Origin of the sequence: Amycolatopsis sp. TNS106 (assembly GCF_019330265.1) — a bacterium.
In the GTDB taxonomy this organism is placed as follows: domain Bacteria; phylum Actinomycetota; class Actinomycetes; order Mycobacteriales; family Pseudonocardiaceae; genus Amycolatopsis; species Amycolatopsis lurida.
Genome location: NZ_CP024972.1, coordinates 3,250,668 through 3,274,756 on the forward strand (window position 1 = coordinate 3,250,668; position 24,089 = coordinate 3,274,756).

Here is a 24,089-nt window from a genome sequence, read left to right on the forward strand (position 1 = left end):
ATCGAACAGGGAGTCAGCATGAAACTGCTCGTGGCCACCGCGAAGACCCAGGGCGCGCGGGAGAACGACTTCGATCACTGCGTGGAAGGCGAACTGCTCTGGGTCGCCCCGCCCTGCGGCGACGGCGAGAGTTCGCCCGATTCCCGTTGCGGCTGCGGCCGGGCGTTCGGCGGGCTGAGCTCGCACCGCGGAACGACGACGGCGCTCGTCGCGGACCTGCCCGGCTTCACCTTCTCCGACTACGCCGACGCGTTGCGGTCGAGTCTGGCCGCTCAGGGCTGGCCGCCCGAAGCAGCCGAGGACGTGGCGACGGATCTGCTCGCCCTCGCGTCCGAGTGGGAAGTCGGAACGGTGCTCGAACGCCGCGACGACTGGTTCGCCGAACGCCTCGTGCCCGCGCCACCGGGCTGAGCGCTACTCGGGCCGCAGCGCGGCCAGCAGCAGATCGGCGAAGTGGTCGCCGATCTGGCGGGCCGAAAGCGCGCCGCCGCGCCGGTACCACGAACCGAGGTGGTGCACCGACCCGAAGAAGAAGTCGACGATCACGTCGGCCGGTTTGTCCCCGCGGAACTCGCCGGACTCCTGGCCCTCCTCGATCAGTGTGCGGAACCGCTCGTGGTACTTGCGGCGTTCCGCGCGGACGGCCTTCTGCTTCTCCACGCTGAGCTGGTGCATGGACTGCATGAAGATCGTGTTGTCGTCGAGGTTGTCGATCGTGCTGACGACGACGTCGGAGGCGGCGGAACGCAACCGTTCCCGCAGCGGAGCCTCGCTCGAGACCACTTTTTCCAGTTGCTCGGTCTGTGCGCGCAGCACCCGGGCGTAGATCTCGTAAAGGAGGTCGTCCTTGGAGCCGAAGTAGTGATACATCGCGCCCTTGGTGACCCCGGCCGCCTCGACGATCTCCTGCACGGAGGTTCGGTCGAAACCCTTCTTGGCGAAGAGCTTCGTGGCGTGCGACAGCAGACGGCGCGGGACGGCGGCCTGGTCTTCGCCGCCTGCCTCGGCCTTCCTGGTGGTCGCTCGTGTCATGGCCGGCCCCTTCTCGTGCGGACACTCAGCATACCGGCCGGTTTGTCGATGGCCGGAGAACCGCCGGTCCCCGGGACCGATTACCGGCCACTGGGTGCCCGGGACGGCCTCGATCGCCCGGTTCATACGGTTGGGTGACGGCCGGGCGGCCCCCGTCCTGGTGGACTGGGCGCATGAGCACCAGGCACCCGGGCACCGGGACGGGACCGCGCGCGAACGTCCGCGTCGAGGAGGTCGGGATCCTGCGGGACGAGGCCGCTCAGGGCACTACTCCGCTGACGGTGCTCGCCGGGGAGCCCGGCTGCGGCCGCGGCACGGTGCTGGACAGGCTCGCCGAGGAACTCACCCCGTCGGCCAAGGTGCTGGTGCTGCGGCTGGCCGAACTCGACCGGTCGCTCCCGTACGGGGCGATCTTCCGGCTCCTCGTCCTGCTCGGCGGGGATCGGGCCGAGGAGGAGCCCGCGCGGCGCTCCGTGCTGGCCATGCTCGCCAGGGCGGGCGAGACGACGCCGACGCCGGAGACCGTCGCGAAGATCGCGACCGCCGTGTTCGCGCTTCTCCGTGTCCAAACGCCGCTGGTGGTCCTGGTCGACGACGCGCAGTGGCTCGACGACCACACCGCCCGGCTGGTGAGCGCGCTGCTGCACCGTTGCACCGCGGAGACACCGATCAGCGTGATCGCGACGGTGCGGACAGGCGCGGCGGACGACCTGTCCGGGAGTCCCGCGCTGAGAGCCGCCTTCGCCCGGCTCAGGGCGAGCGGCCGCGCGAAGCTGCGGTTTCTCCGGCCGCTGTCGCGCGCGCAAGCACGGTCACTGCTGACGGGACTGGTCTCGGCGCTGCCGGACGACGGCCTGGTGAGCGAACTGCACACCGCCGCCCGGGGCAATCCCGCCGCCTTGACCGCGCTCGTGCACGGCTACCGGGCGGCCGGTGCCCTGCGGATCGTCGACCGCACCGCGTACCGCGTGGAGCGGGTCGACCGGCCCGTGGCCACCGAAGATCATCCGCTCCTGCTGGCGGTGACCGAAGCCGGTGCCAAGCTGCGGGAGGTGGCCGAGACGATGGCGGTGCTCTGCCCGCTCGGTACCTCCGCCCCCGGCCTGGCCGCGACCGCGCTCGGCTGGTGCGAAGACGACGTGCGGGCGATGCTCGACAGGCTCGTCGCCGAACGTGTCCTGGTGCGAGAGCACCACGGCGGGCACCGATTCCGGGTCCCCGCCGTGCGAGCCGCCTTGCTGACCGAGATCGGGCCGTACGCCTCGCGCAGCCTGGCCGCTCAAGCGGTCCAGGCGGTGTGGTCGGGCTCCGCGTCCGTCTCGGATCCGGATCTGGTGCTCGACTGGATCACCCAGGCCGGGTCGCTCGTCGACACGCGCCGCGCGGCGGCCGAACTCCTCGAGAACGGCAAGCGTGTCCTGTTCACCGACGGCGCGAAGGCGGAACGCTGGCTCCACGCGACGTTGTCCTGGGTGACCGAACCGCCGGCGCGGACGGACGTGCTGATGCTGCTGAGCGCGGCGAAAGCGTTGCACTATCGGGCGGCCGAGGCCGGGGACTGCGCGCGGCAGGTGCTCTGCAAACATCTCGGCCACCTCGAACACGCGGAGGCACAGGAACTTTCGGTCGTGTTCATCTCCGGGCTCGCCGCCCGTGGCGACCTCGGTGAGCTCGCCGAGATCGCGGCGGGCGCGTCACCGGTACTGCCGGACGACCCGGCACTGATGGTGATCAACCGGGCCTACGCCCTGGTGCTGAGCCATCGCTGGATCGAGGCGCGCGACCTGCTGGAGCGGGCGCGCGCGGTGTGGACCGGCAGCAACCACATCACCGCCGACTTCGGCACGATGTTCCTCGCGGCCTGCGGCGTCGTGCTCGGCGACACGTCCCAGCTGCACACGCTCATCGCGCGGCCGGAACTGTGGCGTTCGGCGCATCTTCCGCAGTACCGGATCGAGCAGCGCCGGTTCGAAGTGGAGATGCTGCTGCAGCTGGGGGAACTCCGCCAGGCGCGGCGGCTGATCACCGAGGCAGGAATGACCCTGGACCAGCTGCCCGGGCCCAATCTGCTCGCGCTGAACTATCTGGGCGGGGACTGGTCCGAGGCGATGGAACTGGCCCGGCGGACGATGCTGGGCGGCACCGATCCGGCCCGGGCGCTGCACAGCCTGCTGACGCAATGCGCCATCCGGATCCTCGGCGCGCAGGGCTGGCTCTCCAGGGCCCGGGCACTGGCCGCCGACAGCCGCCCGACCGGGATACGGCACACGATCGATCACGCCGAATTCACCGTGCTCAGCAAACTCGGTGACACCGAAGGCGCCGACGCGTTGCTGTACTCCGCCGCGCGCAGCGCCGACGCGGGCGGCTACCTGCTGGGTACCGAAGACCTCTGGGCCGACCTGGCACGCTCCGCGCTGGCGCGGAACAAGCAACGCGAAGGTGAACATTGGGTACGGCGCTCCGCGCGCACGGCGACCCAGCTCGACACCGCCCGCGCGCACCAGAACCACTACCTCGCCCGCGCGGTGGTCCATCGCGAACCCGCCTCGGCCCGGCGTGCCGCGGCCATCGCGCGCGAACGCCGGGACGTCCCCTACGAGTCGGCGATGACCCTCCTGCGGGCGGGCCTCGCCGGGCACCGGCCGGAGCGGTCATGGACCGAGGCGTACGAACTGTTCGGCGAGGTCGGCGCGTGGTACTGGCGTGGCCGGGTGCGAAAGCTGTTGCGCGACAACGGCTTCGCCGGTCCTGGGCGGACGGAGACGACCGCCGAGAACGAACGCCTGCTGGCGATCCTCGTCGCCGAGGGGCTCACCAACCGTCAACTGGCGGTCGTCCTCGAAACGAGCGAGAAGAGCGTGGAGGGCAGGCTCAGCAGGCTGTTCTCCCGGACCGGGTACGCGTCCCGGGTCGAACTCGCGGCGGCGATCCTGACCGGCGAATACCTGACCTGACCCGCGCTCAGACGACTGAACACGGACGCGCGCCTTTCCCGAGAGGTCCGTGAAGCCCTCGCATTCAGGCGACTAATCGCGGGAGAGGGGCGCGCGCGTCTAGCAGGCGCGAACGTCCACAGTCAACACATCGGGCGGTAACTGGCATCGTTCTCGGGTGCCACTGGCACCGAGCCAGTATCCGCGCCAGGACGTTGTCCGGGGGCGGGGTGCGGGGCCACGGTGGAGATCGTCTTCGCAAGTCCCGAACAAGGTGGTGACCCCGTGCGTTTCGACCTCCTCGGCCCCTTCAACGTCGTGCACGACGGACGTCCGGTCGTGTTGCGCGGGGCGACCCAGCGGGCCGTGCTCGCCTACCTGCTGTTGCGGCACAACGAGGTCATCGCCACCAGCACGTTGCTGCAGGCGATCTGGGCGGACGAGATCCCCGCCACCGCGCGCAAGATGGTGCAGAACGCCGTGTCGGGGCTGCGCTCGACGCTGGCCCAGCGGACCGGCGCGACCGAGCAGGCGATGCTGCTCACGCACGCGCCCGGTTACCTGCTGCGCGTCGACAGCGAGCAGGTCGACGTCGCCCGGTTCCGGCGCCTCGCCGCCGAAGGGCGGACGGCGCAGGCGGGTGGTGACGTCGAGCGGGCCGTGTCGGCTTATCGTGACGCACTCTCGCTGTGGCGTGGCCCGGTGCTCGCCGACCTCACCGAGACCGGTGTGGTGTGGCCCGAGCTGGTCGCGCTGGAGGATCAGCGGATCGCGGTCCACGAGGACCTCTTCGGGCTGGAGCTGGACCGAGGCCACCACCACGAGGTGCTCACCGATCTGCGCGGGCTGGCAGAGGCCAATCCGAATCGTGAGCGGCTCAACGCCCAGCTGATGACCGCGCTCTACCGCTGCGGCCGTCACGTGGACGCGCTCGAGGTCTACCGCGCGACGCGGGCCAGCCTCGCCGAGGGTCTCGGTCTGGAGCCGGGCAAGGAGCTGCGCGAGCTGGAACGCGCGATCCTCCAGCACGACGAAACCCTGCTCACCCGGCGGCCGGATCCGGCGCCGCGTCCCGAACCCGAGCCCGCCCTCGTGGTCGAGCCGCTGCCCTTCACACCCGCGCCGGTGATCGCCTTGCCCCGTACGGAGCCCGTCGAGAGCGAGCGGAAGCCCGTCGTCGCGGTCGGGGTCGCCCTCGCCACGCCGGACGACGATCCGGAAGAAGCCGTGGAGGCGCAGGCGCGGTTGCGGACCGTCGTCGAGGAGGAGGCCATCGCCGCGGGCGCGTATCTGCCCGGCGAGTCGGGGCCGGTCGTGCTGGCCCTGTTCGGTCTCCCCCGGACCGGTGACGACGACGCCGTCCACGCGACCCGGACGGCGTTGCGGATCCTCGACCGGCTGGGCACGGCCGGGATCGCGACCCAGATCGGGGTCGACAGCGGCGACGTTCTCGTCGAGTTCACCGCCGACGGCCCCGGGCAGGTGGCGGGTCCCGTGCTGGACCGCTGTGTCCGCTCGGCCCTGCGCGCGCCCGAAGGCCGGATCCGCGTGTCGGACGCGGTCCGCGAAGCCTCCGAGCCCGCCGTGGTGCACGAAGCGTCCGAAGACTCGCCTGGCTGGTGGCACGCCGTCTCGGCCCGCCAGCATCCGATCGCGGAGCCCGCCGATCCCGGTGGCTTCGTCGGCCGTGACCACGACCGCGACCTGTTGAACCACCTGCTCGGTTTCGTCGAGCGCGGCCGGCGCCCGCATCGGGTGACGGTGTTCGGCGAGCCCGGGATCGGCAAGACACGGCTCCTCGCCGAGTTCGCCGAGACCCTGTCCGAGCAGCCCCGGATCAGGGTGCTGGACGCCGGGGCCGACGTCACCGAGGCGTTCGCCGTCGTTCCCGGGCTGCTCCCCCAGACCGCGTCCCGGTTGCGCACCGAGGGCGGCGACGCGGCGCTTCGGGCCGCTGCCACCGAGCTGACCGCCTACGGGCCGCTGGTGGTACTGGCCGACGACCTGCACCGCGCCGACGCCGAGACCCGTGACACCGTCGACAGGCTCGGTGAAGCCTGCGCGGGACTGCCGGTCCTGGTCGTCGCCTCCGCACGGCCCGGGCTGCTGGATGCCGGACACGGCGAGCACTGCGGCACGACGGTCACCCTCGCCCCGCTCGCCGACGACGCCGTCGGCAAGTTGCTCGACAAGCTGCTTCCCGGTACCGCCCGGCTCATCCGCGGCAGGCGCGAACTGATCACCAGGATCGGCGGCAACCCTCGGTTCGCGCACGCGTACGCCGAGGAGGTCCACGGCCGCACCACCCCGTTTCCGGGTCTCGGCCAGGCGATGACACCCCCGCTGGTCCGCCGGACGCTCGCCGCGCAGCTCGACAACCTGCCCGCCGCCGAGAAGTCGCTGCTGAAGGCGGCCAGCCTCGCCGGGGACGCCTTCACCGCCGAAGACGTCGCCGCGGTCTGCGGCCGCGACACCGCCGAGATCGAGGGGACGTTGTCCCGGCTCGCGAGCCTCGCGGTGTTGCGCCGTGAGGACGACGAGGGCTACACGTTCCGCCGCGCGACCTTGCGGGAGCTGGTCTACCAGCGGATCCCGCGCGCGACCCGTACCGCGCTGCTCCGGCGCCCGGTCCCGCGCCGCGTCGAAGCCCTCGCCTGACCGGACCGCCACCGGCACCGGCACCGGCACCGGCACCGAAGACGTAACTCGCGTGATTGAACACGTAACTCGCGTGCTTGGAGGCGTAACTCGCGTGATCACGCGAGTTACGCCTCTGAACACGCGAGTTACGCCTCTGAACACGCGAGTTACGTCTCTGATCACGTGAGTTACGGGACGCGCAAGACGAAAGCCCCCGGCCGCCGAAGCGGCCGGGGGCGCTGCCGTGACGGGATCAGCCGGTGGGGCGCTGCATGACGTCCGAGGTGTACTTGACCGAAGAAGGCTCGTGCCGCGAGGTGAACGGGCACTTCCAGTCCTCTTCGGTCATCCGCCCGGAGAAGTGCCGGGACGGCATCTGGTACTCGTAGGTGGTGAAGCTCGGGTTGACCGAACCGTTGTTGGTCGTCTCGCGTTTGCGGATCGCGTCCTGCATCGTGAAGAACTTGTCGCCCAGCAACATGAACTGCATCAGCGAGTTGAACGCGATCGCCGGCCGGGAGAACCGGCGGCTCGCCCGGGACGAACCCGGGTGCATGCCGACGACGAAGAACGAGTGCCCGGCGACGTGGAAACCGAAGTTCGGTTCGTCGGGATCCGACGTGGCGCCTTCGTCGAGGCCGTAGGTGCGGCTGTCGATGTCGTGGATGAGCTGGAGATGGCGCCACAGCAGGCGTTCGTACTCCTCTTCGTCCAAAACCCCGCCGGGCTCCTCGAAGGTGGACACGAACGTGCGGAAACTCTTGTCCGACAACGTGGGCCGGATGTCACGGGCATAGCCGAGCATGTCGCGGTAGTGGGCACGCGCCGACTCGGGATCGCCCAGCGCCGGGTAGTGGCCGTGGACGATCGAGCCCTTCTTCAACGCCGCGCGAGCGCCGAGACAGCTGAACTCCGTGGTCTGGATGAACGCTTCGAGCTCCGCTTTCGGGTCGCTCATTTCACTCCGCCTTTCCGGTGCTCCCCGGCCGCTCGCCGCCTGCCGGGAAGCCAGTCGAAGGCGCGCACGGTGACCGGGCGCGCCGGGACGGCCAGCGCGGCCGCGTTGCCGGCGCCGGCGTCCAGTTCCGTGATCGTCCACTCAGGACGGTCGTCGAGGGCGACGTCGCCGCCGGTGAGGGTGAAGGAGGGCCCCGGCAGTCCGGCCAGTCCGGTGCCGTCGACCTTGAGGTAGGCCTCCTTGCAGGTCCAGTACCGGAAGAAGGTCAGCGGCTCGCCGACGGTGGCGGCCTCTTCCGGACGCAGGGTCCGCGCGGCAAGGCCGTCGTGGTCGACCTCCCGGACCTCCTCGACGTCCACGCCGACCCGGACCCCGGCCGCGACCGCGACCAGCGCCAGCGTGCCGGACCGGGACAGGCTGAACTCGATCCCCGTCGCGCCGGCCAGTGCCGGGCGGTCGCCGTCGCGGGTGAACCGCAGCTCGGACGGCGGGGTGCCCGTGTACGACGCGAGAATGTCGCGCAGCGCGACATGCGCGGCCAGGAAACGGGCCCGTTCCTCGTCCACCGTGATCGCGGCGGCCCGGCGCAACTCGTCTTCGGAGAGCGCGCCGAGCAGGCCGTAGGCCTCGGACGAGCCCGGGCCGAGCACCCGCGTGAGGGCGATCCGCCACACGTGCACGTCCCGGCCGGGGCGGAGCCGTTCGCCCAGCGCGCCCGAAGGCTGTTTCCACGCCGGGAACCACTGCGTGGTCATCGGCGCAGCTTCCGGTGGATCACGTCCAGCAGCGCCGGCCTGTGCTGTTCGAGGTAGAAGTGCCCGCCCGGGTAGGTCACCATCGTCGAATCGGTGGCGAGTTCGAGCCACGCCGCCAGTTCGTCCAGGTCGGCCCGCGGGTCGCGGTCGCCGCCGAACACGGTCAGCGGCACCGGCAACGGCTCCCCCGGGACATGCCGGTAGGTCTCGTTGACCGCCAGATCGGCCCGCATCAGCGGCAGGAACATCGCCAGCAGCTCGCGCTCGCGGCGCAGGACGTCCGGCAGGCCGCCGAGCGCGTGCAGTTCGGCGGCGAGCCGCTCGTCGGGCAGCGCCCGCAGCTGGAGCCGGGTGTCGGGCAGCTGCGGGGCCGCCCGCCCGGATACGAACAGGTGCTTCGGGAGCGTGGCCCCGCGCTCGGCGAGCCTGCGGGTGAGCAGGTACGCGGTCAGGGCGCCGACACTGTGCCCGAAGAACGCGAAGTCACCGGTCAGCGCGTCCCCGAGGCCCTCGATCGCCGCCTCGACAAGGCTTTCGACGTCTTCGTGCGGCGTCTCGCGACCGCGTTCGGCGCGGCCGGGCAGCTGGACCGGCAGGACGACCAGCTCGTCGCCCGCCGCAAGGACCCAGTCCCGGTAGACCGCCGCGCTCGCTCCGGCGTGCGGGAAACAGAACAGCCTGGTCACCCCGCCCGGCGGGAGCCCGCCGGGCAGCCAGGGACGTGCCGTGCTCGGAGCGGTCATCGCAGCTCCATCGTCAGATAGGGCGGCGGTGGCTGGATCGTGCTCAGGTCGGATTCCAGGACGAGCCGGTCGCCGTCCCGCGAGATCTCGGTGAAGCCCGCGAACGCGTAGGTCACGTACATGACCCGGTTGCGGCCGGTCTCGACGAAGTCCGCGCGCAGTTTCGCGCCGTCCTCCTTGGCCAGCCCCATGATGTGGTTGAGCAGGACCGTGCCGACCCCGCGCGACATCACGCGGCACGACATCAGCATCATCCGCAGATGCCAGGCGGGCGCGCCGCGTTCGGCCAGCGCCAGGCCGATCTTGCCGTAGCCGCCGTACTTGTCGGAAAGGGACGCGACGAGCAGCACGTGGTCGGGCGAGGTGCGCAGCTCGTCCAGCTCGTCGTAGGAGTAGGTCCGGCCGGTCGAGTTGAGCTGGTTGGTGCGGACGGTCAGTTCCTCGGCCCGCTGCAGATCCTCCCGCTGGGCACGGGCGATCGTGAACTTCATGTCCAAAGTGGACAGGAACTCCTCGCTGGTGCCCTCGTGGTCCTGTTCGACCTGCTCCCGCACGGCGGCCGCGCGGTAGAGCTCGCGGCGCACCCGCGACTCGTCGGTGACGAACTTCGGCCGGAACTCCTCCGACGCCAGTGCCTCCCCCAGCTTCGCCACGTCGACGGTCTTGACCGAAGGCAGCGCGTGCGCGACCTCGGCCAGCTCGAACGGCTGGTCGTCGACGAACGCGATCGCGTCGAGACCGATGTTGAGCGCCTTCGCGATCCGTTCCACGGAACCGGATTTGGGGTTCCAGCTGATCTGCGGGTACAGGAAGTACTCGTCGAGCCCGGCCGCCTTCAGCCGCGCCATCGCCGCTTCGTGGTCGTTGCGGCTGGCCACCGAATGCAGGACGCCCAGCTCGTCGAGCCGCTTGATCTCCGCGACCACCTCCGGCCGTACGGTGACCTCGCCGTCCTCCAGCAGGGTGCCGTCCCACAGCGTGTTGTCCAGATCCCACACGACACATTTGATGCGGCCGCGCTTCGGTTTCTCCAGTACCCCGGTCATCCCGGCACCTCCCGGTACGCCTCGTCCGCGATGGTCAGCTCCTGGATCTGGGTGCTGCCCTCGATGATTTCCATGACTTTCGCGTCGCGGTACAGCCGTGCCACCGGATAGTCCGGGCCGCAGCCGTTCGCGCCGTGGATCTGGACCGCGTCCGAAGCCGCCTTCGCCGCGGCCGTGGACGCGAAGTACTTGGCCACCCAGGTCGCCATGATGGTCGCCGGATCGCCCGCGTCCTTGAGCCGTCCGGCCTTCTCGCACAGCAGGCGCGCGGCGTCGCGCGCGGTGACCATCTCGCTGATCTTGGCGCGGATCTGCGGCAGATCGCGCAGCAGCCCGCCGCCCGCCGAACGCGCCGAGGTGTAGGCGGCCGACGCCGAGAGCGCCGCCCGTACGATCCCGACCGAACCGCACGCCACGCTGTAGCGCCCGAGGTCGAGCGCGCCGGTCATCACCGTGCCCGCGGCCCAGCCCGGCGGGCCGACCAGTGCGGACGGGTCGAGCCGGACGTCGTCGAACTCGATGGTCGCCAGCATGCTCGCCGTGGTGCCGAGCATGTGCCGGACCGGCGTCACCCGGACCCCCGGATGATCCGCGGGCACCAGGAACGCGCTCATCCCGGTGGCCGTGCCGGCGAACACCAGCAGCAGCCCGGCGACCTGGCCGCCGGTGATCCAGGTCTTGCGCCCCCGCAGTGTCCAGACGCCGTTCTCGGCGACGGCCACGGTGCCCGCGGCCGTCGAGTCGCTGCCGCTGAAATCCGGTTCGGTCAGGCAGAACGCGCCCAGCGTCGCGCCGTCGGACAGCGCGGGCAGCCAGCGCTCGCGCTGTTCGTCGTCACCCCAGCGGTGCACCGTCGCGGTCACCATCGTGTGCACGGTGAGCAGGCTCCGCAGCGAAGAACAGCCGCGGCCCGTTTCTTCGTGCAGCCGCCCGAGGGTGACCATGTCCAGCCCGGCGCCGCCGGCTTCGACGGGGAGGAACGGGGCCCACAGTCCCAGCTCCCCCACCCGCCGCAGCACCTCCGGCGGGATGCGCTCGGCCCGGTCCCACGCGTCCGCGTGCGGGCCGACCTCCTCGTCGACGAACCGCCCGACCACCTCGACCCCGGGCGTTTCGGGCCGTGTCCTCGCCCTCACGTCGTTCTCCCCGTTCAGTGCGCGGCCGCGGCGGTGCGCCGCTCGACCAGCTCGGTCATCCGCGTGACGGTGCGGAAATTGTCCAGCTTCAGTTCCTCGTTGGGGATCCGCGTGGCGAACGCCTTCTCGATGAACATGACCAGCTCCATCGCGAACAGGGAGTTCACGAAGCCCAGCGCGAAGATGTCCTGCTCGTCGGTGAACGACAGGCTGGGGAACTTCGCGCCGATGAAGCCGCGGATCTCGCCGCGGACGTCCTGCGACATGGTGGATGCCTTTCGTGAGTAAGAAGATGGAGTGCGGCGGCCGATGGGCTCAGCCGCTGTAGTTGTAGAAACCCTTGCCGCTCTTGCGTCCGTGCAGCCCGGCCGCGGTCATCTGCTTGAGCAGCGGGCACGGCCGGTACTTGCTGTCGTTGAACTCGTCGTAGAGCACCTCGACGCTGTAGAGGATCGTGTCGACGCCGATCAGGTCGGCGGTCTCCAGCGGGCCCATCGGGTGCCCGAAGCAGCCGCGGAACACCTCGTCGACCGTCTCCGCGTCCGCGACCCCTTCGTGCACCAGGAAAGCCGCCTCGTTGACGGTGAGCATCAGCACGCGGTTCGAGACGAACCCGGAGGCGTCGTTGACCGGGATCGGCTTCTTCCCCATCGAGAGCAGCAGCTCGCGCACGATGTCCTTTGTGGACTCGCTGGTGTGGTAGCCGGGGATGAACTCGCACGACGGCTTCATCGGCACCGGGTTCATGAAGTGCACGCCCATCACCTTGTCCTGGCGCCGCGTGAGCGCGGCGACCTTGGTGATCGGGATGGCGGAGGTGTTGACGACGAACACGGTGTCGGCCTTGCAGGCCTCGTCGAGTTTCGGGTACAGCCGGGATTTGAGGTCCCAGTTCTCGGTGATGTTCTCGATCACCACTTCGGCTTCGGCGAGCAGCGCCAGCTCGGTACCGAAGGTGATCCGGCCGAGGACGGCGGCCGCGTCGATCTCGGGGCCGCCGAGCATGCGGCTCATCCGGCATTCGAGCTCGATCCGGTCGCGGGCGTCGGCCAATTTGCCCGGGTCGACGTCGATGAGCACGGCCTCGTGCCCGCTGGTGGCGAGATTCTGCGCGACCCCGGTGCCCATCACACCGGCGCCGACGACTCCGACGAGGGTCATCGTTCCTCCTTGGCTGTGTTGCTCGTGGTCAGGTCCAGCACGCCGTCGAGCCGGCCGTGGGCGGCCCGCACGGCGTCAGGGCCGCCGGGGTGCTCTTCGGCGAACACGACGGTCGCACCCAGTTCGGCGCCCAGCCGGGTGGCCAGGTCCCTGGCGGTGACGTCCAGTTCGCCTTCGATCAGGTAGACCGGGGTCTCGGCGGACCGGGCGCCGAGCGCGACGTCGGCGGCGGCCCGGGTCGGCTCGATCCAGTAGCGGTCGCGCTGGAACGGATAACCCGGCAACGTGGTCTTCCGCGGGTCGCGGCCGTCGTGATAGGCCCGCCAGTCGATGTCCGCCCCGGAAAGCCAGGCGCGGCCGAGCGCTTCGGTGAGCACGGCCGTGTCCTGGCGGGGGTCGGCCTCGCCGGGCAGGGTCGGAACCAGCAGCGGCCACGAGGTCTGCGGGAAATCGGGATGACCGCGGAACATCGAGCCGAGCGACTGCCCGGCTCCCAGTTCCAGCAACACGGTATCCGGGGAAACACTGGCAAGATGCTCGATCATCGCGGCGAACCGGACGGGGCGGCACATGTGCTCGGCCCAGTAGCCGGGATCCTTCAGTTGCTTGAGCGTGATCGGCGCGCCGGTGACGTTCGACAGGTAGGGCACTTCCGGCTCACGCGGCGTGAGGTTCTTCCGCGCCCACGCGGTCAGTTCCGCCGCGGCCGGGCGCAAGGCCCGCGAATGGAAGGCATGCGTGGTGCGCAGCGGCCTGGCTGGGATGCCGTGTCCGGCGAGATCGGCGGCCAGCTTTTCGACGCCGTCGCCCGCGCCGGACACGACGATCATCCGCGGCCCGTTCACCGCGGCGACGTCGACGCCGAACGCGGTCACGTCGCCCACCAGCGCGGTGAGTTCGGCGGCTCCCAGCGGGACCGCGGCCATCGCGCCTTCCGGCAGTTTCTCGATCAGCTTCGCCCGGGTGGCGACCAGCGCCGTGGCCTCTTCCAGCGTCAGGGCGCCCGCGAGGGTGGCGGCGGCGAACTCGCCGACGCTGTACCCGGCGAGCACGGACGGCTGGACTCCCCACGCGCGCAGCAGACGCCCGAGGGCGTAGCCGAGGGTGAACACGGCGGGCTGGGTGACCGACGGAGCCGCGTCCTCGGTGTCGGTCGCGCGGCCCAGCAGGCGGGCCAGATCACCGCCGCCGGAACCGCGAGAGCCGTGCAGGCTCGCCGTCGGGTCGGTGCCGAGATGCTCGCGGAACAATGCGGCGCATTCGTCGACGGCGGCCTTGAACTCCGGCTCGCTGTCGTAGAGCCCGCCTGCCATGCCTCGGTACTGTTCGCCGACCCCGGCGAGCAGGAAGCCGGCTTTCCGCGGTTTCGAGTCCGCTTCGGCCGTCACGGTCGCGAACGCGTCGGCGATGTCGTTCTCGGAGGACACGACCGTCATCCGCCGGTGCTCGAACGCTTTGCGCCCGTTGTGCAACGTGTAAGCGACGTCCGCCAGGTCTGTCCACTCAGGACTGTCCGCGGCGAGCCTGCCGGTCATCGCGTCCGCCGCCTCGGAGGTCCGCGCGGACCACACGAGCAGCTGATGCGGACGGGCGGACGGACGCTCCGGGCGGTACTCCGGCGCTTCCTCCAGGACGACGTGGGCGTCGGTTCCGCCGAAGCCGTACGCGCTGACCCCGGCCAGCCGGGGCCGCTCGCCGCGTGGCCAGTCCCCCAGTCCGGTCTGCACGACGAGTTTGTCACCGCTGTGGGCGAGCTGCGGGTTGGGCTTCTCGAAGTTGACGGCGGGCGGCAGCTTCTCGTGGTGCAGCGCCAGCGCGGCCTTGATCAGCCGGGCGACACCGCCCGCCTGGTTGATGTGCCCGAGGTTCGCGTCGATCGAGCCGAGCGTGACCCGCTCGACGCCGTCGACGTCGAAGATCTTCTGCAGCGCGGAGATCTCGGCGACGTCACCGAACGGCGTGCCCAAAGTGGACACTTCGATATGGTCGATCTCGTCCGGCTCGACATCGGCGGCGGCCATCGCCTCGGCGACGACGGCGGCCTGGCCGGGCACGCCCGGCAGGTTGAACCCCTGCCGCGCGCGGTTGCCCTCGTGGTGGATGGCCCAGCCCCGGATCACCGCGTAGACGCGGTCGCCGTCGGCCAGCGCGTCCTCCAGCCGCCGCAGCACGACGACGCCGAGACCGTTGCCGGGAACCTTGCCGTTGGCGCCCGCGTCGAGGATCCGGTTGATCCCGTCGGGCGCGAACCGGCTGCCCTCGCGGTAGAGGTAACCCGGTTCCTGAGGCACTACAACGGAAACCGAACCGGAAACGACCAGGTCGGACTCTCCGGTGAGCAGGCTGGAGCAGCCCTGCGCGACAGCGGCGAGCGCGGTCGAACTGCAGCTCTGCACGCTGACCGACGGGCCGGTCAGGTCGAGCGCGTACGACAGCCGGGACGCGAGCAGATCCTTCTCGTTCTGCAGGATCAGCTGGTCCGGGCCGACGGTCAGCGCGGTGACGTCGTTGGACAGCAGGTTCGACAGCAAGTACGTGCTCGGGGCGCCGCCGGCGAACACCCCGGCGAGCCCTTCGATCCGGTCCGGGTCGACGCCCGCGTCCTCCAGCGCGTGCCACGCGCACTCGAGGAACAGCCGGTGCTGCGGGTCGAGGAGTTCGGCGTCGGCGCGGCTGTAGCCGAAGAAGTCGGCGTCGAAGCGGTCGATACCGGGCAGCAACCCGGCCGCCGGGACGAAGGCGGGATCGTCGGCCACTTCGGCGGGCACTCCCGCGGCCAGCAGTTCGGCGCGGGTCATCCGGGTGATGCCGTCGCGGCCGGCGCACAGATCGGCCCAGAACTTGCCGATGTCGGGCGCGCCGGGGAAGTTCCCGGCCATGCCGACGATCGCGATGTCGTCGCCGGTGTCCCGTTCTCGCGTGGTCATGGGGTGGTTCACCTTCCGGTCCGGCTCGGGCGCTTGCGGAGCTTCGCGGTGCGGGCGCGGCGGCGTTCACCGCGCGCGGAGACGTCTTCGGCGGGCTCGGCGGCCACCTGCGGCGCGCCGGGTTCGCCGAGGAGCGTGACGAACTCGGCGATGGTCGGTTTCTCGAACAGGCTCGCCGGGGCCAGTTCGACGCCGAACTCCTTGGCGACACGGCCGATCAGCACCAGGCCGATCAGCGAAGTACCGCCGAGGTCGAAGAACGGGTCGTGCACGCCGACCTGCTCCAGGCCGAGGCAGTCGCACCAAGCGGCGGCGACACGCTCTTCGGCCGGGGTGCGCGGGGCGACGTACGCGGTGCGCAGATCGGGCCGCGGGTACCGCTCGCCGGTCGGGATCGCGGCATCGGCGCCGACCAGCGCGTCGACCGAACCCATCCGGGCGAGCGCGGCCAGCACGTCGGCCAGCGGGAGCGGCAGCACGGTCACCAGCGGTTCGCCGGAGACGATGATCCGCGAGAGCAGTTCGGTGCCTTCTTCGGCGCCGATCCCGAACTCCTCGCGGAACTTGCGGGAGCCCTCCTGCGCTTCGGCGGAGCCCGAGAGTCCCGACGCCGTCCAGGCGTCCAGCTGCCAGGGGCCCCAAGCGACCGAGACGACCTGCTTCGCGGGACCGCGCCCGCCCGCCGCGGCCGAGGCGACCCCGTCGAGGAAGGCGTTGGCCGCGGAGTAGTCGATCTCGCCGACGCCGACGGTGAGCGTCACCGTCGAGGAGTACAGGACCAGCAGGTCGACCGGTTCGACGCGCAGCGCCTCGGTCAGGGCGAGGGTGCCGTCGACCTTCGGCGCCAGCACCGCGGCCGCCTGGTCGCGGGTCTTGTTCTGCAGCAGGCCACCACCGGCGATCCCGGCCGCGTGCACCACGCCGTCGAGGTAGCCGAAGTAGCCGCGGACCTCCGCCAGCAGCGCGGCGGCCTCGCCGGGGGCGCTGACGTCGGCGCGCAGGGTCAGGACGTCGGCGCCGAGGGCGCGCAGATCCCGGATCGCCAGCAGCACTTCGCTCGTACGGTCGTCGACTCCGTGGTCTCGGATCCAGTCGTCCCAGGTCTCCTCCGGCGGCAGCTCGGACCGGCCGGCCAGCGCGAGGTTCACGCCCAGTGGCGCGAGCCGCCGGGCCAGCGCGAGGCCGAGGACGCCGAGCCCGCCGGTGATCAGGTAGGTCCCGCCGGGCTTCCAGGCCTGCGAGTCGTCGACCTCGGGAAGCTCTACGACGTCGAAACCGCGCAGCCAGCGGCGTCCGCCGCGCCAGGCGGCGACCGCGACGCCGTCGACTGTGTCCGATTTGGACACTGTGGACGCCGCCAGGAGGTCGAGCTCGTGGAGTGCCTGGGCGGCCTTGTCCCCGGTGCGGTCGAAGTCCGCGTACTGGGCGTGGACCAGCGGGTACTCAGCGGCGATGGCGTCGGCAGTGGCGGCGATGGTCGGGGCGAAGGCGTCGGTGGCGTCGCCACCGAGGACGTCGAAACCGTTGCGTCCCAACGTGAGCAGATCGACACGGCGCCCGGCGCATTCGGCGCCGATGGCCTTGCCGAGCTCCAGGAGACTGTAGAAGCCGGATTCGAGGTCACTGGTGGTGAGCCCGTGGGCGTGCACGATCCGCAGCGGGCCGTCCCCGGCGAGCACCTGGCGATCCATCCCGGAGGCGACCGTGACGCGGTGCCCGGCGGCTTCCGCGGCGGCCGCGAAATCATCGGCGAACTTGCCCGGTTCGGCGAACAGGACCAGGTCGCCCGGCGTCGCGGGGGCACGGCGGGTGGTGTCCCGGTGCCACGTCGGGGTGTGCGCGGCCAGCCCGGCGCGGACCGGTGTCTCCGGTTCGGCGGCGGACATCTGGTTCAGCGACCAGCCCGAGCCGCGCGAGGCGACCTCCGGCCAGTAACGGGTGCGCTGGAAGCGGTACCCGGGCAGCGTGACGAACCGGCGGTCCGGTCCGGCGCCGTCCGCCCAGCCGATCTCGACGCCGTGCTCCCACAGCGCGCCGAGCGCGGTCAGCCAGGCACGCCGTCCGGCACCGGCCACGGGCTCCGGCAGCAGCGAGACCACCGGTGTCTGCGGCAGGTAGCGCCCGGCCGCCTCGGCGCCGTCGTCGCCGAGACCCGCCTCGACGAGGACTCCGGCGTACTTCGCCATGGCCAGCAGGCCGTCTTCGAAGCGGTCGTCGGAGATCCGCCAGTGCGCCGGGTCCGCGGCCTCGGCGGCGGTGAGCACCGTGCCGGTGCGGGGCGAGATCACCGGCACCGTGGGCGTTCCCGTCCGCGGCACCGGTCCGCCGAGCGCGAGTTCGAGGCCTTCGGCGAGGCCGAACAACCCGCCCGCGACGGCGGCGACACATTCGCCGGTCCCGCGTCCGAGCACCACGGCCGGTTCGAGACCCCATGCGGTCAGCAGGCGGCAGAACGCGTACTCGACGGCGAAGACCACGGCTCGTTCGTCGGCCTCGGCCGTGCCGTAGAGCGCGCCGAGGAGGTCGGCCCGGCCGTCCAGCAGGGCGGCGCATTCGTCGATCGCGGCACGGAAAGCGAGTTCCGTGCGGTACAGCTCGTCGGTGGTGCCCTGCCGGCCGCGGCGGGTGCCGGGCAGGAGGAGCCCGAAGCGCCGCTTGTCGGTGACGGCCGAGCCGCCGGTGACCGCGCGCAGCGCCGTGACCGCGTCGGCGTGATCGCGCACCAGCACCGCCTTGCGCACCGAGAGCGCGCTGCGCCCGGCTTGGGTGGTGAAGGCGACGTCGGCGAGTTCGAGGTCTTCGGTCAGGTGGTCGGCCAAGGCTTCGGCGTTCGCGCGCAGCCCGGCTTCGCTCTGCCCGGACATCGTGAGCAGCTGCCATTCCGGGCCCGGCGCGGGCATCGGAGCGGGCGCCGCCTGGTCGAGGACGAAGTGGACGTTGGAACCGGACCAGCCGAACGAGCTGACGCCCGCGCGCAGCACCCCGTCGGCGTTGGCCGGGAAGGGACGCGCCTCGGGGACCGGGCGGACCGGGCCGTCCACGGTGACGACCGAGTTCGGCGTGTCCAGATGCAGGTTGCCCGGCAGGGTGCCGTGTTCCAGCGACAGCACGGTCTTGATCAGCCCGGCCATCCCCGACGCTGCGAGCGTATGGCCGACGTTCGTCTTGACGGCGCCGACGTAGAGCGGCTCGGGCGCGTTCCGTTCGCCGAAGATCTCGCCGAGCGCGGTGAACTCGATCGCGTCGCCGAGTTGCGTGCCGGAGCCGTGCGCCTCGACGTACCCGACCTCGTCGGGGGTGACCCCGGCGTCGGCGAGCGCCGCTCGGATCACCGCGTTCTGCGCCGCGCGGTTGGGCGCGGTGAGCCCGTTGCTGCGGCCGTCCTGGTTGGTCGCGGTGCCGCGGATGACCGCACGGGTCCGCCTGCCCTGGCCGGCCTCGCCCGCCCGGCGGAGCACCACGACTCCGCCGCCCTCGCCGATGACGTAGCCGTCGGCGAGCTCGTCGAAGGTCTTGGTGCGGCCGTCGGCGGCCAGCATGCTCATCTTGCAGGACTGGATGAACACGTCCGGGTTGATCATCGCCGAGGCCGCACCGACGATCGCGATGTCGCATTCGCCGCGGCGGAGGCTCTGCACGGCCAGGTGCGCCGCGCTCAGCGCCGACGAGCACGCGGTGTCGACGGTCAGGCAGGGCCCGCGCAGGTCGAGCAGATGCGCGATCCGGCCGGCGGCGGCGGAAAGCGAGCTGCCGAGCCCGAAGTAGGGGTCGTCGGCCGCGTCCATGCCGTCGGCTTCGAGCTGCCGCATGCTGTACTGCATGGTGTCGATCAGCCCGGCGAACACGCCGGTGCGGCTGCCGCGCAGTTCGTCGGCGGTGAGCCCGGCGTCTTCGATGCCTTCCCACACCAGTTCCATGAGCAGGCGGAAGGTCGGGTCGAGCCGTCGCGCTTCCTGCGGCGACAGGCCGAAGAACGCCGCGTCCCAGCCCGCGATGTCGTCGACGAACGCGCCCTGCTGCGTGTACGCCTTGCCCGGCGCGGTGCGGTCGGGGTCGTAGTAGTCGGCGGCGGTCCAGCGGTCCGGCGGCACCTCGCGGATCAGGTCCTTGCCCTGGACCAGGTTCTCCCAGAACTTCTCCGGGGTGTCGCTGCCACCGGCGAAGCGGCAGGACAGGCCGACGACGGCGACGTCCTGGCCCGCGGCGGCCGGTCCGGTGACGACGGTCCGCGTCTCCTGGGCCGCGGGGGCGAGCGCGGCCAGCAGATGCGCGGCGAGCGCGGCCGGGGTCGCGTGGTCGAACACCATCGTCGGCGGTAGCGCCAGCCCGGTCTCGGTGTTGATCCGGCCGCGCAACTCGATGGCGGTGAGCGAATCGATGCCCAGTTTCGTGAACTGCTGCCCCGCCGGGACACCGTCGGTGTGCCCGAGGACGGCGGCGGTGTGGGTCAGGACCAGTTCGGTGAGGACGCGTTCGCGTTCGGCCTCGGGCAGCCCGGCGAGCCGGGCTCGCCACGCGTCGGCGGCTTCGGCGCCTTCTTCGGCGCGGGCGGCTTCGGCCTCGGCGATGGCGACGACCTCGGGCAGATCGGCCAGCAGCGGGCTCGGCCGCAGCGCGGCGAACGGCGGCGCGAACTTCTCCCAGGTCAGTTCGGCGACGGTCAGCGCGGTCTCGTCCCGGTCGAGTGCCTGTCCGAGCGCGACCAGGCCGGTCTCCGGCGCCATGGCCGGAACGCCGAGACCGCTGAGCAGTTCGTCGAGATCCGCGCCGACGCCCATGCCGACCTCGCCCCAGCGGCCCCACGCGATCGACGTCGCGGGGAGCCCGTTCGCCCGTCGGCGTTGCGCGACCGCTTCGAGGTGCGCGTTCGCGGCGCCGTAAGCACTTTGGACCGCGTTGCCGATCGAGGCGGCGATCGAGGAGAACAGGACGAAGGCGTCGAGGTCGAGTCCCTCGGTCAGCTCTTCGAGGTTGCGGGTCCCGGCGACCTTCGGGCGAAGGACGTCGGCGTAGCGCGTGCGGTCCATCGACTCGATGAGGCCGAGTTCGAGCACGCCGGCGAGGTGGAAGACCGCGCGGAGGTCGTCACGAATGGGCTCGATGACGGCGGCGAGGGCGTCGCGGTCGGCGACGTCGCAGGCGACGATGGTGACGCGCTCCCCGGCCAGTCCGGCCGCGCCGGGAGCGTCTTCTCCTTGGCGGGAAACGAGGACGACGTGTTCGGCGCCGTGCTCGACCAGCCACCGGGTGACGATCCCGCCGAGTCCGCCGGTCCCGCCGGTGACGAGCACGGTGCCGCGTGGCTGCCAGGACCGCTTGGGCTCCGCGAGATCGGCGTGGGCGAGCCGCCTGCCGAACGCGCCGGTGGCCCGGACGGCGACCTGATCCTCACCGCGAGGACCGGTGAGGACGCCGCGCAGGAGGGAAACGATCCGCTCCCCCGGCTCGGCCGGGACGTCGACGAGACCGCCCCACGCCTGCGGGTTCTCCAGCGCGGCCGCCCGGCCGAAGCCCCACAGCTGGGCCTGGGCCGGCGAATCCGGCACGTCGTGGGCGCCGGTCGAGACCGCGCCGCGGGTGAGCGTCCACAGTGGACCTTGTAAATCGCGGGCGGCCAGCTCCCGCACCAGGGTCATCGTGGCTTCGGCGCCGAACGAGAGCCCGTCGGTCTCGGTCTCGTCGAGGGCGAGCAGGGACAGGATGCCGTCGAAGGTCTCGTCGGGCAGTTCCACCCGGTCGGACTGCTCGACGACGAGCCGCCGTACCTCGGCACCGGACAGGGCCTCCGCGGCGGGCTCGATCCACGGGTGTTCCTGGGCCGGGGTGACGAGCAGCCAGCGGCCGGTGGCCGTGGTCGTCGCGGGGGTGAAGGGCTGCCAGCGCACGTGGTAGGCCAGCGAAGCCGCTTCGGCCGACAGTGATTGGGCGCGGCGGTAACGCGACAGCGCGGGCAGGACCGTGCCGAGCGGCGCTTCGACGTCGGACAGCTTCAGCTCGGCGGCGAACTCGCCGACGTCGCCGGATTCGACGACCGACCAGAACCGGCCGTCTTCGGCTGAGACCGTGCCCGCACCCGGGTCTTCCAGCCAGAAACGCTTGCGCTGGAACGGGTAGGTCGGCAGGGTGACGATCCGCGCACCGCTGCCGCCGAGATAGGCGGCCCAGTCGACGCGGGCGCCGTGGGCGTGGATCAGCCCCAGCGCGGTGACGAGCGTGGCGGCCTGGTCGCGGTCCTTGCGCTGAGCGGCGGCGAAGACGGCGCCTTCCGGCAGGACCGAACGGCCCATCGGCGTGAGCGCGGCGTCCGGGCCGAGTTCGAGGAAGGTCGTGACGCCTTGGCCGTGCAGGGTTTCCACCGCGTCGGCGAACCGGACGGTGCCGCGGACGTGTTCGGCCCAGTACGCCGGATCCGTGAGCCGGTCGGCGATCTCACCGGTCAGGGTCGAGACGACCGGGATCGCGGGCTCGCGGAAGGTCAGGGTCCGCGCGACTTCCGTGAAGTCGGCGAGCATCGGCTCCATCAGCGCCGAGTGGAAGGCGTGGGACACCGAAAGCCGGGTCGTGCGGCGGCCGGGGAAGCGTTCCGCGACAGCGGTGGTGGCCGCCTCGGCTCCGGACAGGACGACCGCGCGCGGGCCGTTGACCGCCGCGAGGGCGACGTCGGCCGAAAGGTACGGGCGGACCTCGTCCTCGGTGGCCTCCAGCGCGATCATCGCGCCGCCCTCGGGCAGCGCCTGCATGAGCCGGCCGCGAGCGGCGACCAGACGAGCGGCGTCCTCCAGCGAGAGCACCCCGGCGACGTGGGCGGCCACGATCTCGCCGACCGAGTGCCCGGCGAGGAAGCCGGGAGTGACACCCCAGGAAGCGACGAGGCGGAAGAGCGCGACCTCGAACGCGAACAAGGCGGGCTGGGCGAATTCGGTGCGGTCCAGGCGCGCGGCGTCGGTACCGAAAACGACGTCCCGGACGCCGGGCAGGTGTGCGCAAGCCTCGTCGAAGGCCTCGGCGAACACCGGGAACCATTCGTGCAGACGGCGGCCCATGCCGAGCCGCTGTGCACCTTGACCGGTGAACAGCACGGCCGTCCGTCCGGCGGTGTCGCTGCCGGTGACCGTGCCCGCTTCGCCGCCCGCGAGGGCGCGGAGACCGGCGGCCAGTTCGGCGCGGTCGGCCCCGGTGACGACCGCGCGGTGTTCCATGGCGGCCCGGGTGGTGGCCAGTGAGAGCGCGACGTCGACCGGTTCGGCACCGGATTCGTCCACAGTGGACAGCAGGGCGGCGGCCTGCGCGCGGACGGCGGTGGGCGAGGCGCCGGACAGCACGTACGGAACCACCGGCGGCGCCACGATCTCGCGTATCTCGGCGGGTTCTTCGGCAGGCTGCTCCAGGATGACGTGCGCGTTGGTGCCGCTGATCCCGAACGACGACACCCCGGCGCGGCGCGGCCGGTCCGTCACGGTCCACGGCCGGGCCTTGTCCAGCAGTTCCACCGAGCCGGCGGACCAGTCCACGTGCGGGGAGGGTGCGTCGACGTGCAGGGTCGCGGGCAGCGTGGCGTGGCGCATCGCCTCGACCAGCTTCACGATCCCGGCGAGACCGGCGGCGGCCTGGGTGTGGCCGATGTTGGACTTCACCGAGCCCAGCCACAACGGCGTTTCCCGATCGCGACCGTAGGAGGCCAGCAGGGCCTGCGCCTCGATCGGGTCACCCAGCGCGGTGCCGGTGCCGTGTGCCTCGACGACGTCCACAGTGGACGCTTCGATCCCGGCGTTCGCGAGCGCGGCGCGGATCACGCGTTGCTGCGAAGGGCCGTTCGGGGCGGTCAGGCCGCTGGAGGCGCCGTCGGAGTTCACCGCGCTGCCGCGGACGAGCGCGAGGACCGGGTGTCCGTTGCGGCGCGCGTCGGAAAGCCGCTCCAGCACCAGCATCCCGGCGCCCTCGGCCCAGTTCGTGCCGTCGGCGGCGGCCGCGAACGGCTTGCAGCGGCCGTCCGGCGCGAGCCCCCGCTGCCGTGAGAACTCGACGAACGCGCCCGGCGTCGCCATCACCGTGACGCCACCGGCCAGCGCCAGGGTGCACTCCCCCGACCGCAGCGCGCGGGCCGCGAGGTGGACCGCGACCAGCGACGACGAGCACGCCGTGTCGATCGACACCGACGGCCCTTCGAGGCCGAGCGCGTAGGAGACGCGACCGGACACGACGCTGCCGGAAGTACCGATGCCGAGGTAGCCCTCGTGCTCTTCGGGCAGCGCGGTCAGCCGGGACGCGTAATCGGTGAACCCGACGCCGGCGAACACCCCGGTGGCGCTGCCCTTGAGCGAAAGCGGGTCGATCCCGGCCCGCTCGACGGCCTCCCACGCAGTCTCCAGCAGCAACCGCTGCTGCGGGTCGGTCGCCTCGGCCTCCCGCGGCGAGATGCCGAACAGCTCGTTGTCGAAATCCGCGGCGTCGTGCAGGAACCCGCCCTCGCGGACGTAGCTGGTGCCGGGCACGGACGGGTCGGGGTCGTGGATCGCGTCGGTGTCCCAGCCGCGGTCGGCCGGGAACGGCGAGATCGCGTCGCCGCCGCCGTCGACCAGCTCCCACAGCTGTTCCGGGGTGCGGACACCGCCGGGGAACCGGCAGCTCATCGCGACGATCGCGATGGGCTCGGTCTCCTTCTCCCGCGCGTCCGCCAGCTCGCGGCGGCTCTCCCGCAGGTCGGCCGCCATCCGCTTGAGGTAGTCGACGTACTGCTCTTCCGAAGGCATGTCAC

General features: G+C 71.6%; 13 protein-coding genes. 3 read left to right on the top strand and 10 right to left on the bottom strand.

The features are described from left to right. The first annotated feature begins 18 nt into the window (after positions 1-18). On the top strand, positions 19-411 hold the full coding sequence (locus CVV72_RS14655; protein WP_034322770.1) for a hypothetical protein: 393 nt from the start codon (positions 19-21) through the stop codon (positions 409-411). A gap of 3 nt (positions 412-414) precedes the next feature. Here CVV72_RS14655 and CVV72_RS14660 read toward each other — a convergent pair whose 3' ends face one another. Next, positions 415-1,032, bottom strand: coding sequence for a TetR/AcrR family transcriptional regulator (locus tag CVV72_RS14660; RefSeq protein ID WP_034322768.1), 618 nt, complete (start codon positions 1,030-1,032; stop codon positions 415-417). Between the two features lie 173 nt (positions 1,033-1,205). Here CVV72_RS14660 and CVV72_RS14665 point away from each other — a divergent pair, with 173 nt between their 5' ends. Further along, the gene (locus tag CVV72_RS14665; RefSeq protein ID WP_219152959.1) at positions 1,206-3,989 is read left to right on the top strand and encodes an AAA family ATPase; all 2,784 of its coding nucleotides are present in this window, start codon (positions 1,206-1,208) and stop codon (positions 3,987-3,989) included. 264 nt (positions 3,990-4,253) lie between these two features. Beyond that, positions 4,254-6,626, top strand: coding sequence for a BTAD domain-containing putative transcriptional regulator (locus CVV72_RS14670; RefSeq protein ID WP_219152960.1), 2,373 nt, complete (start codon positions 4,254-4,256; stop codon positions 6,624-6,626). 235 nt (positions 6,627-6,861) lie between these two features. On the opposite strand, the gene gntA is transcribed toward CVV72_RS14670, so the two are convergent. From gntA to CVV72_RS14715, 9 genes are read right to left on the bottom strand one after another with little or no spacing between them, the layout of a single operon-like run. Beyond that, on the bottom strand, positions 6,862-7,566 hold the full coding sequence (gntA, locus tag CVV72_RS14675; RefSeq protein ID WP_219152961.1) for a guanitoxin biosynthesis heme-dependent pre-guanitoxin N-hydroxylase GntA: 705 nt from the start codon (positions 7,564-7,566) through the stop codon (positions 6,862-6,864). Then, complete coding sequence (locus CVV72_RS14680; RefSeq protein ID WP_219152962.1) at positions 7,563-8,321, bottom strand: 4'-phosphopantetheinyl transferase superfamily protein; 759 nt, start codon at positions 8,319-8,321, stop codon at positions 7,563-7,565. The genes gntA and CVV72_RS14680 overlap by 4 nt, the downstream gene beginning before the upstream one ends. Continuing rightward, positions 8,318-9,064: a thioesterase II family protein gene (locus tag CVV72_RS14685; RefSeq protein ID WP_219152963.1), complete on the bottom strand. Its 747-nt coding sequence runs from the start codon at positions 9,062-9,064 to the stop codon at positions 8,318-8,320. Before CVV72_RS14685 ends, CVV72_RS14680 begins: the two co-directional genes overlap by 4 nt. After that, the gene (locus tag CVV72_RS14690) at positions 9,061-10,110 is read right to left on the bottom strand and encodes an HAD family hydrolase (protein ID WP_219152964.1); all 1,050 of its coding nucleotides are present in this window, start codon (positions 10,108-10,110) and stop codon (positions 9,061-9,063) included. Before CVV72_RS14690 ends, CVV72_RS14685 begins: the two co-directional genes overlap by 4 nt. Continuing rightward, positions 10,107-11,246: an acyl-CoA dehydrogenase family protein gene (locus CVV72_RS14695; protein ID WP_219152965.1), complete on the bottom strand. Its 1,140-nt coding sequence runs from the start codon at positions 11,244-11,246 to the stop codon at positions 10,107-10,109. Before CVV72_RS14695 ends, CVV72_RS14690 begins: the two co-directional genes overlap by 4 nt. A gap of 14 nt (positions 11,247-11,260) precedes the next feature. Continuing rightward, the gene (locus CVV72_RS14700; RefSeq protein ID WP_007029786.1) at positions 11,261-11,512 is read right to left on the bottom strand and encodes an acyl carrier protein; all 252 of its coding nucleotides are present in this window, start codon (positions 11,510-11,512) and stop codon (positions 11,261-11,263) included. Between the two features lie 49 nt (positions 11,513-11,561). Next, positions 11,562-12,407: a 3-hydroxyacyl-CoA dehydrogenase family protein gene (locus CVV72_RS14705; RefSeq protein WP_219152966.1), complete on the bottom strand. Its 846-nt coding sequence runs from the start codon at positions 12,405-12,407 to the stop codon at positions 11,562-11,564. Further along, positions 12,404-15,334, bottom strand: a complete 2,931-nt coding sequence (locus CVV72_RS14710) for a type I polyketide synthase (protein ID WP_219152967.1) — start codon at positions 15,332-15,334, stop codon at positions 12,404-12,406. The genes CVV72_RS14705 and CVV72_RS14710 overlap by 4 nt, the downstream gene beginning before the upstream one ends. Before the next feature lie 8 nt (positions 15,335-15,342). Then, positions 15,343-24,084 carry a type I polyketide synthase gene (locus CVV72_RS14715; protein ID WP_219152968.1) on the bottom strand — a complete coding sequence of 2,914 codons (8,742 nt, stop codon included), beginning with the start codon at positions 24,082-24,084 and terminating at the stop codon, positions 15,343-15,345. Between the last annotated feature and the right edge of the window lie 5 nt (positions 24,085-24,089).

Bases quoted from the DNA above. Each gene is read 5' to 3' on its own strand.
- CVV72_RS14680 (WP_219152962.1), bottom strand. From the start codon at position 8,321: ATGACCACGCAGTGGTTCCCGGCGTGGAAACAGCCTTCGGGCGCGCTG.
- CVV72_RS14690 (WP_219152964.1), bottom strand. From the start codon at position 10,110: ATGACCGGGGTACTGGAGAAACCGAAGCGCGGCCGCATCAAATGTGTC.
- CVV72_RS14685 (WP_219152963.1), bottom strand. From the start codon at position 9,064: ATGACCGCTCCGAGCACGGCACGTCCCTGGCTGCCCGGCGGGCTCCCG.
- CVV72_RS14660 (WP_034322768.1), bottom strand. From the start codon at position 1,032: ATGACACGAGCGACCACCAGGAAGGCCGAGGCAGGCGGCGAAGACCAG.
- gntA (WP_219152961.1), bottom strand. From the start codon at position 7,566: ATGAGCGACCCGAAAGCGGAGCTCGAAGCGTTCATCCAGACCACGGAG.
- CVV72_RS14700 (WP_007029786.1), bottom strand. From the start codon at position 11,512: ATGTCGCAGGACGTCCGCGGCGAGATCCGCGGCTTCATCGGCGCGAAG.
- CVV72_RS14710 (WP_219152967.1), bottom strand. From the start codon at position 15,334: ATGACCACGCGAGAACGGGACACCGGCGACGACATCGCGATCGTCGGC.
- CVV72_RS14655 (WP_034322770.1), top strand. From the start codon at position 19: ATGAAACTGCTCGTGGCCACCGCGAAGACCCAGGGCGCGCGGGAGAAC.
- CVV72_RS14705 (WP_219152966.1), bottom strand. From the start codon at position 12,407: ATGACCCTCGTCGGAGTCGTCGGCGCCGGTGTGATGGGCACCGGGGTC.
- CVV72_RS14665 (WP_219152959.1), top strand. From the start codon at position 1,206: ATGAGCACCAGGCACCCGGGCACCGGGACGGGACCGCGCGCGAACGTC.
- CVV72_RS14715 (WP_219152968.1), bottom strand. From the start codon at position 24,084: ATGCCTTCGGAAGAGCAGTACGTCGACTACCTCAAGCGGATGGCGGCC.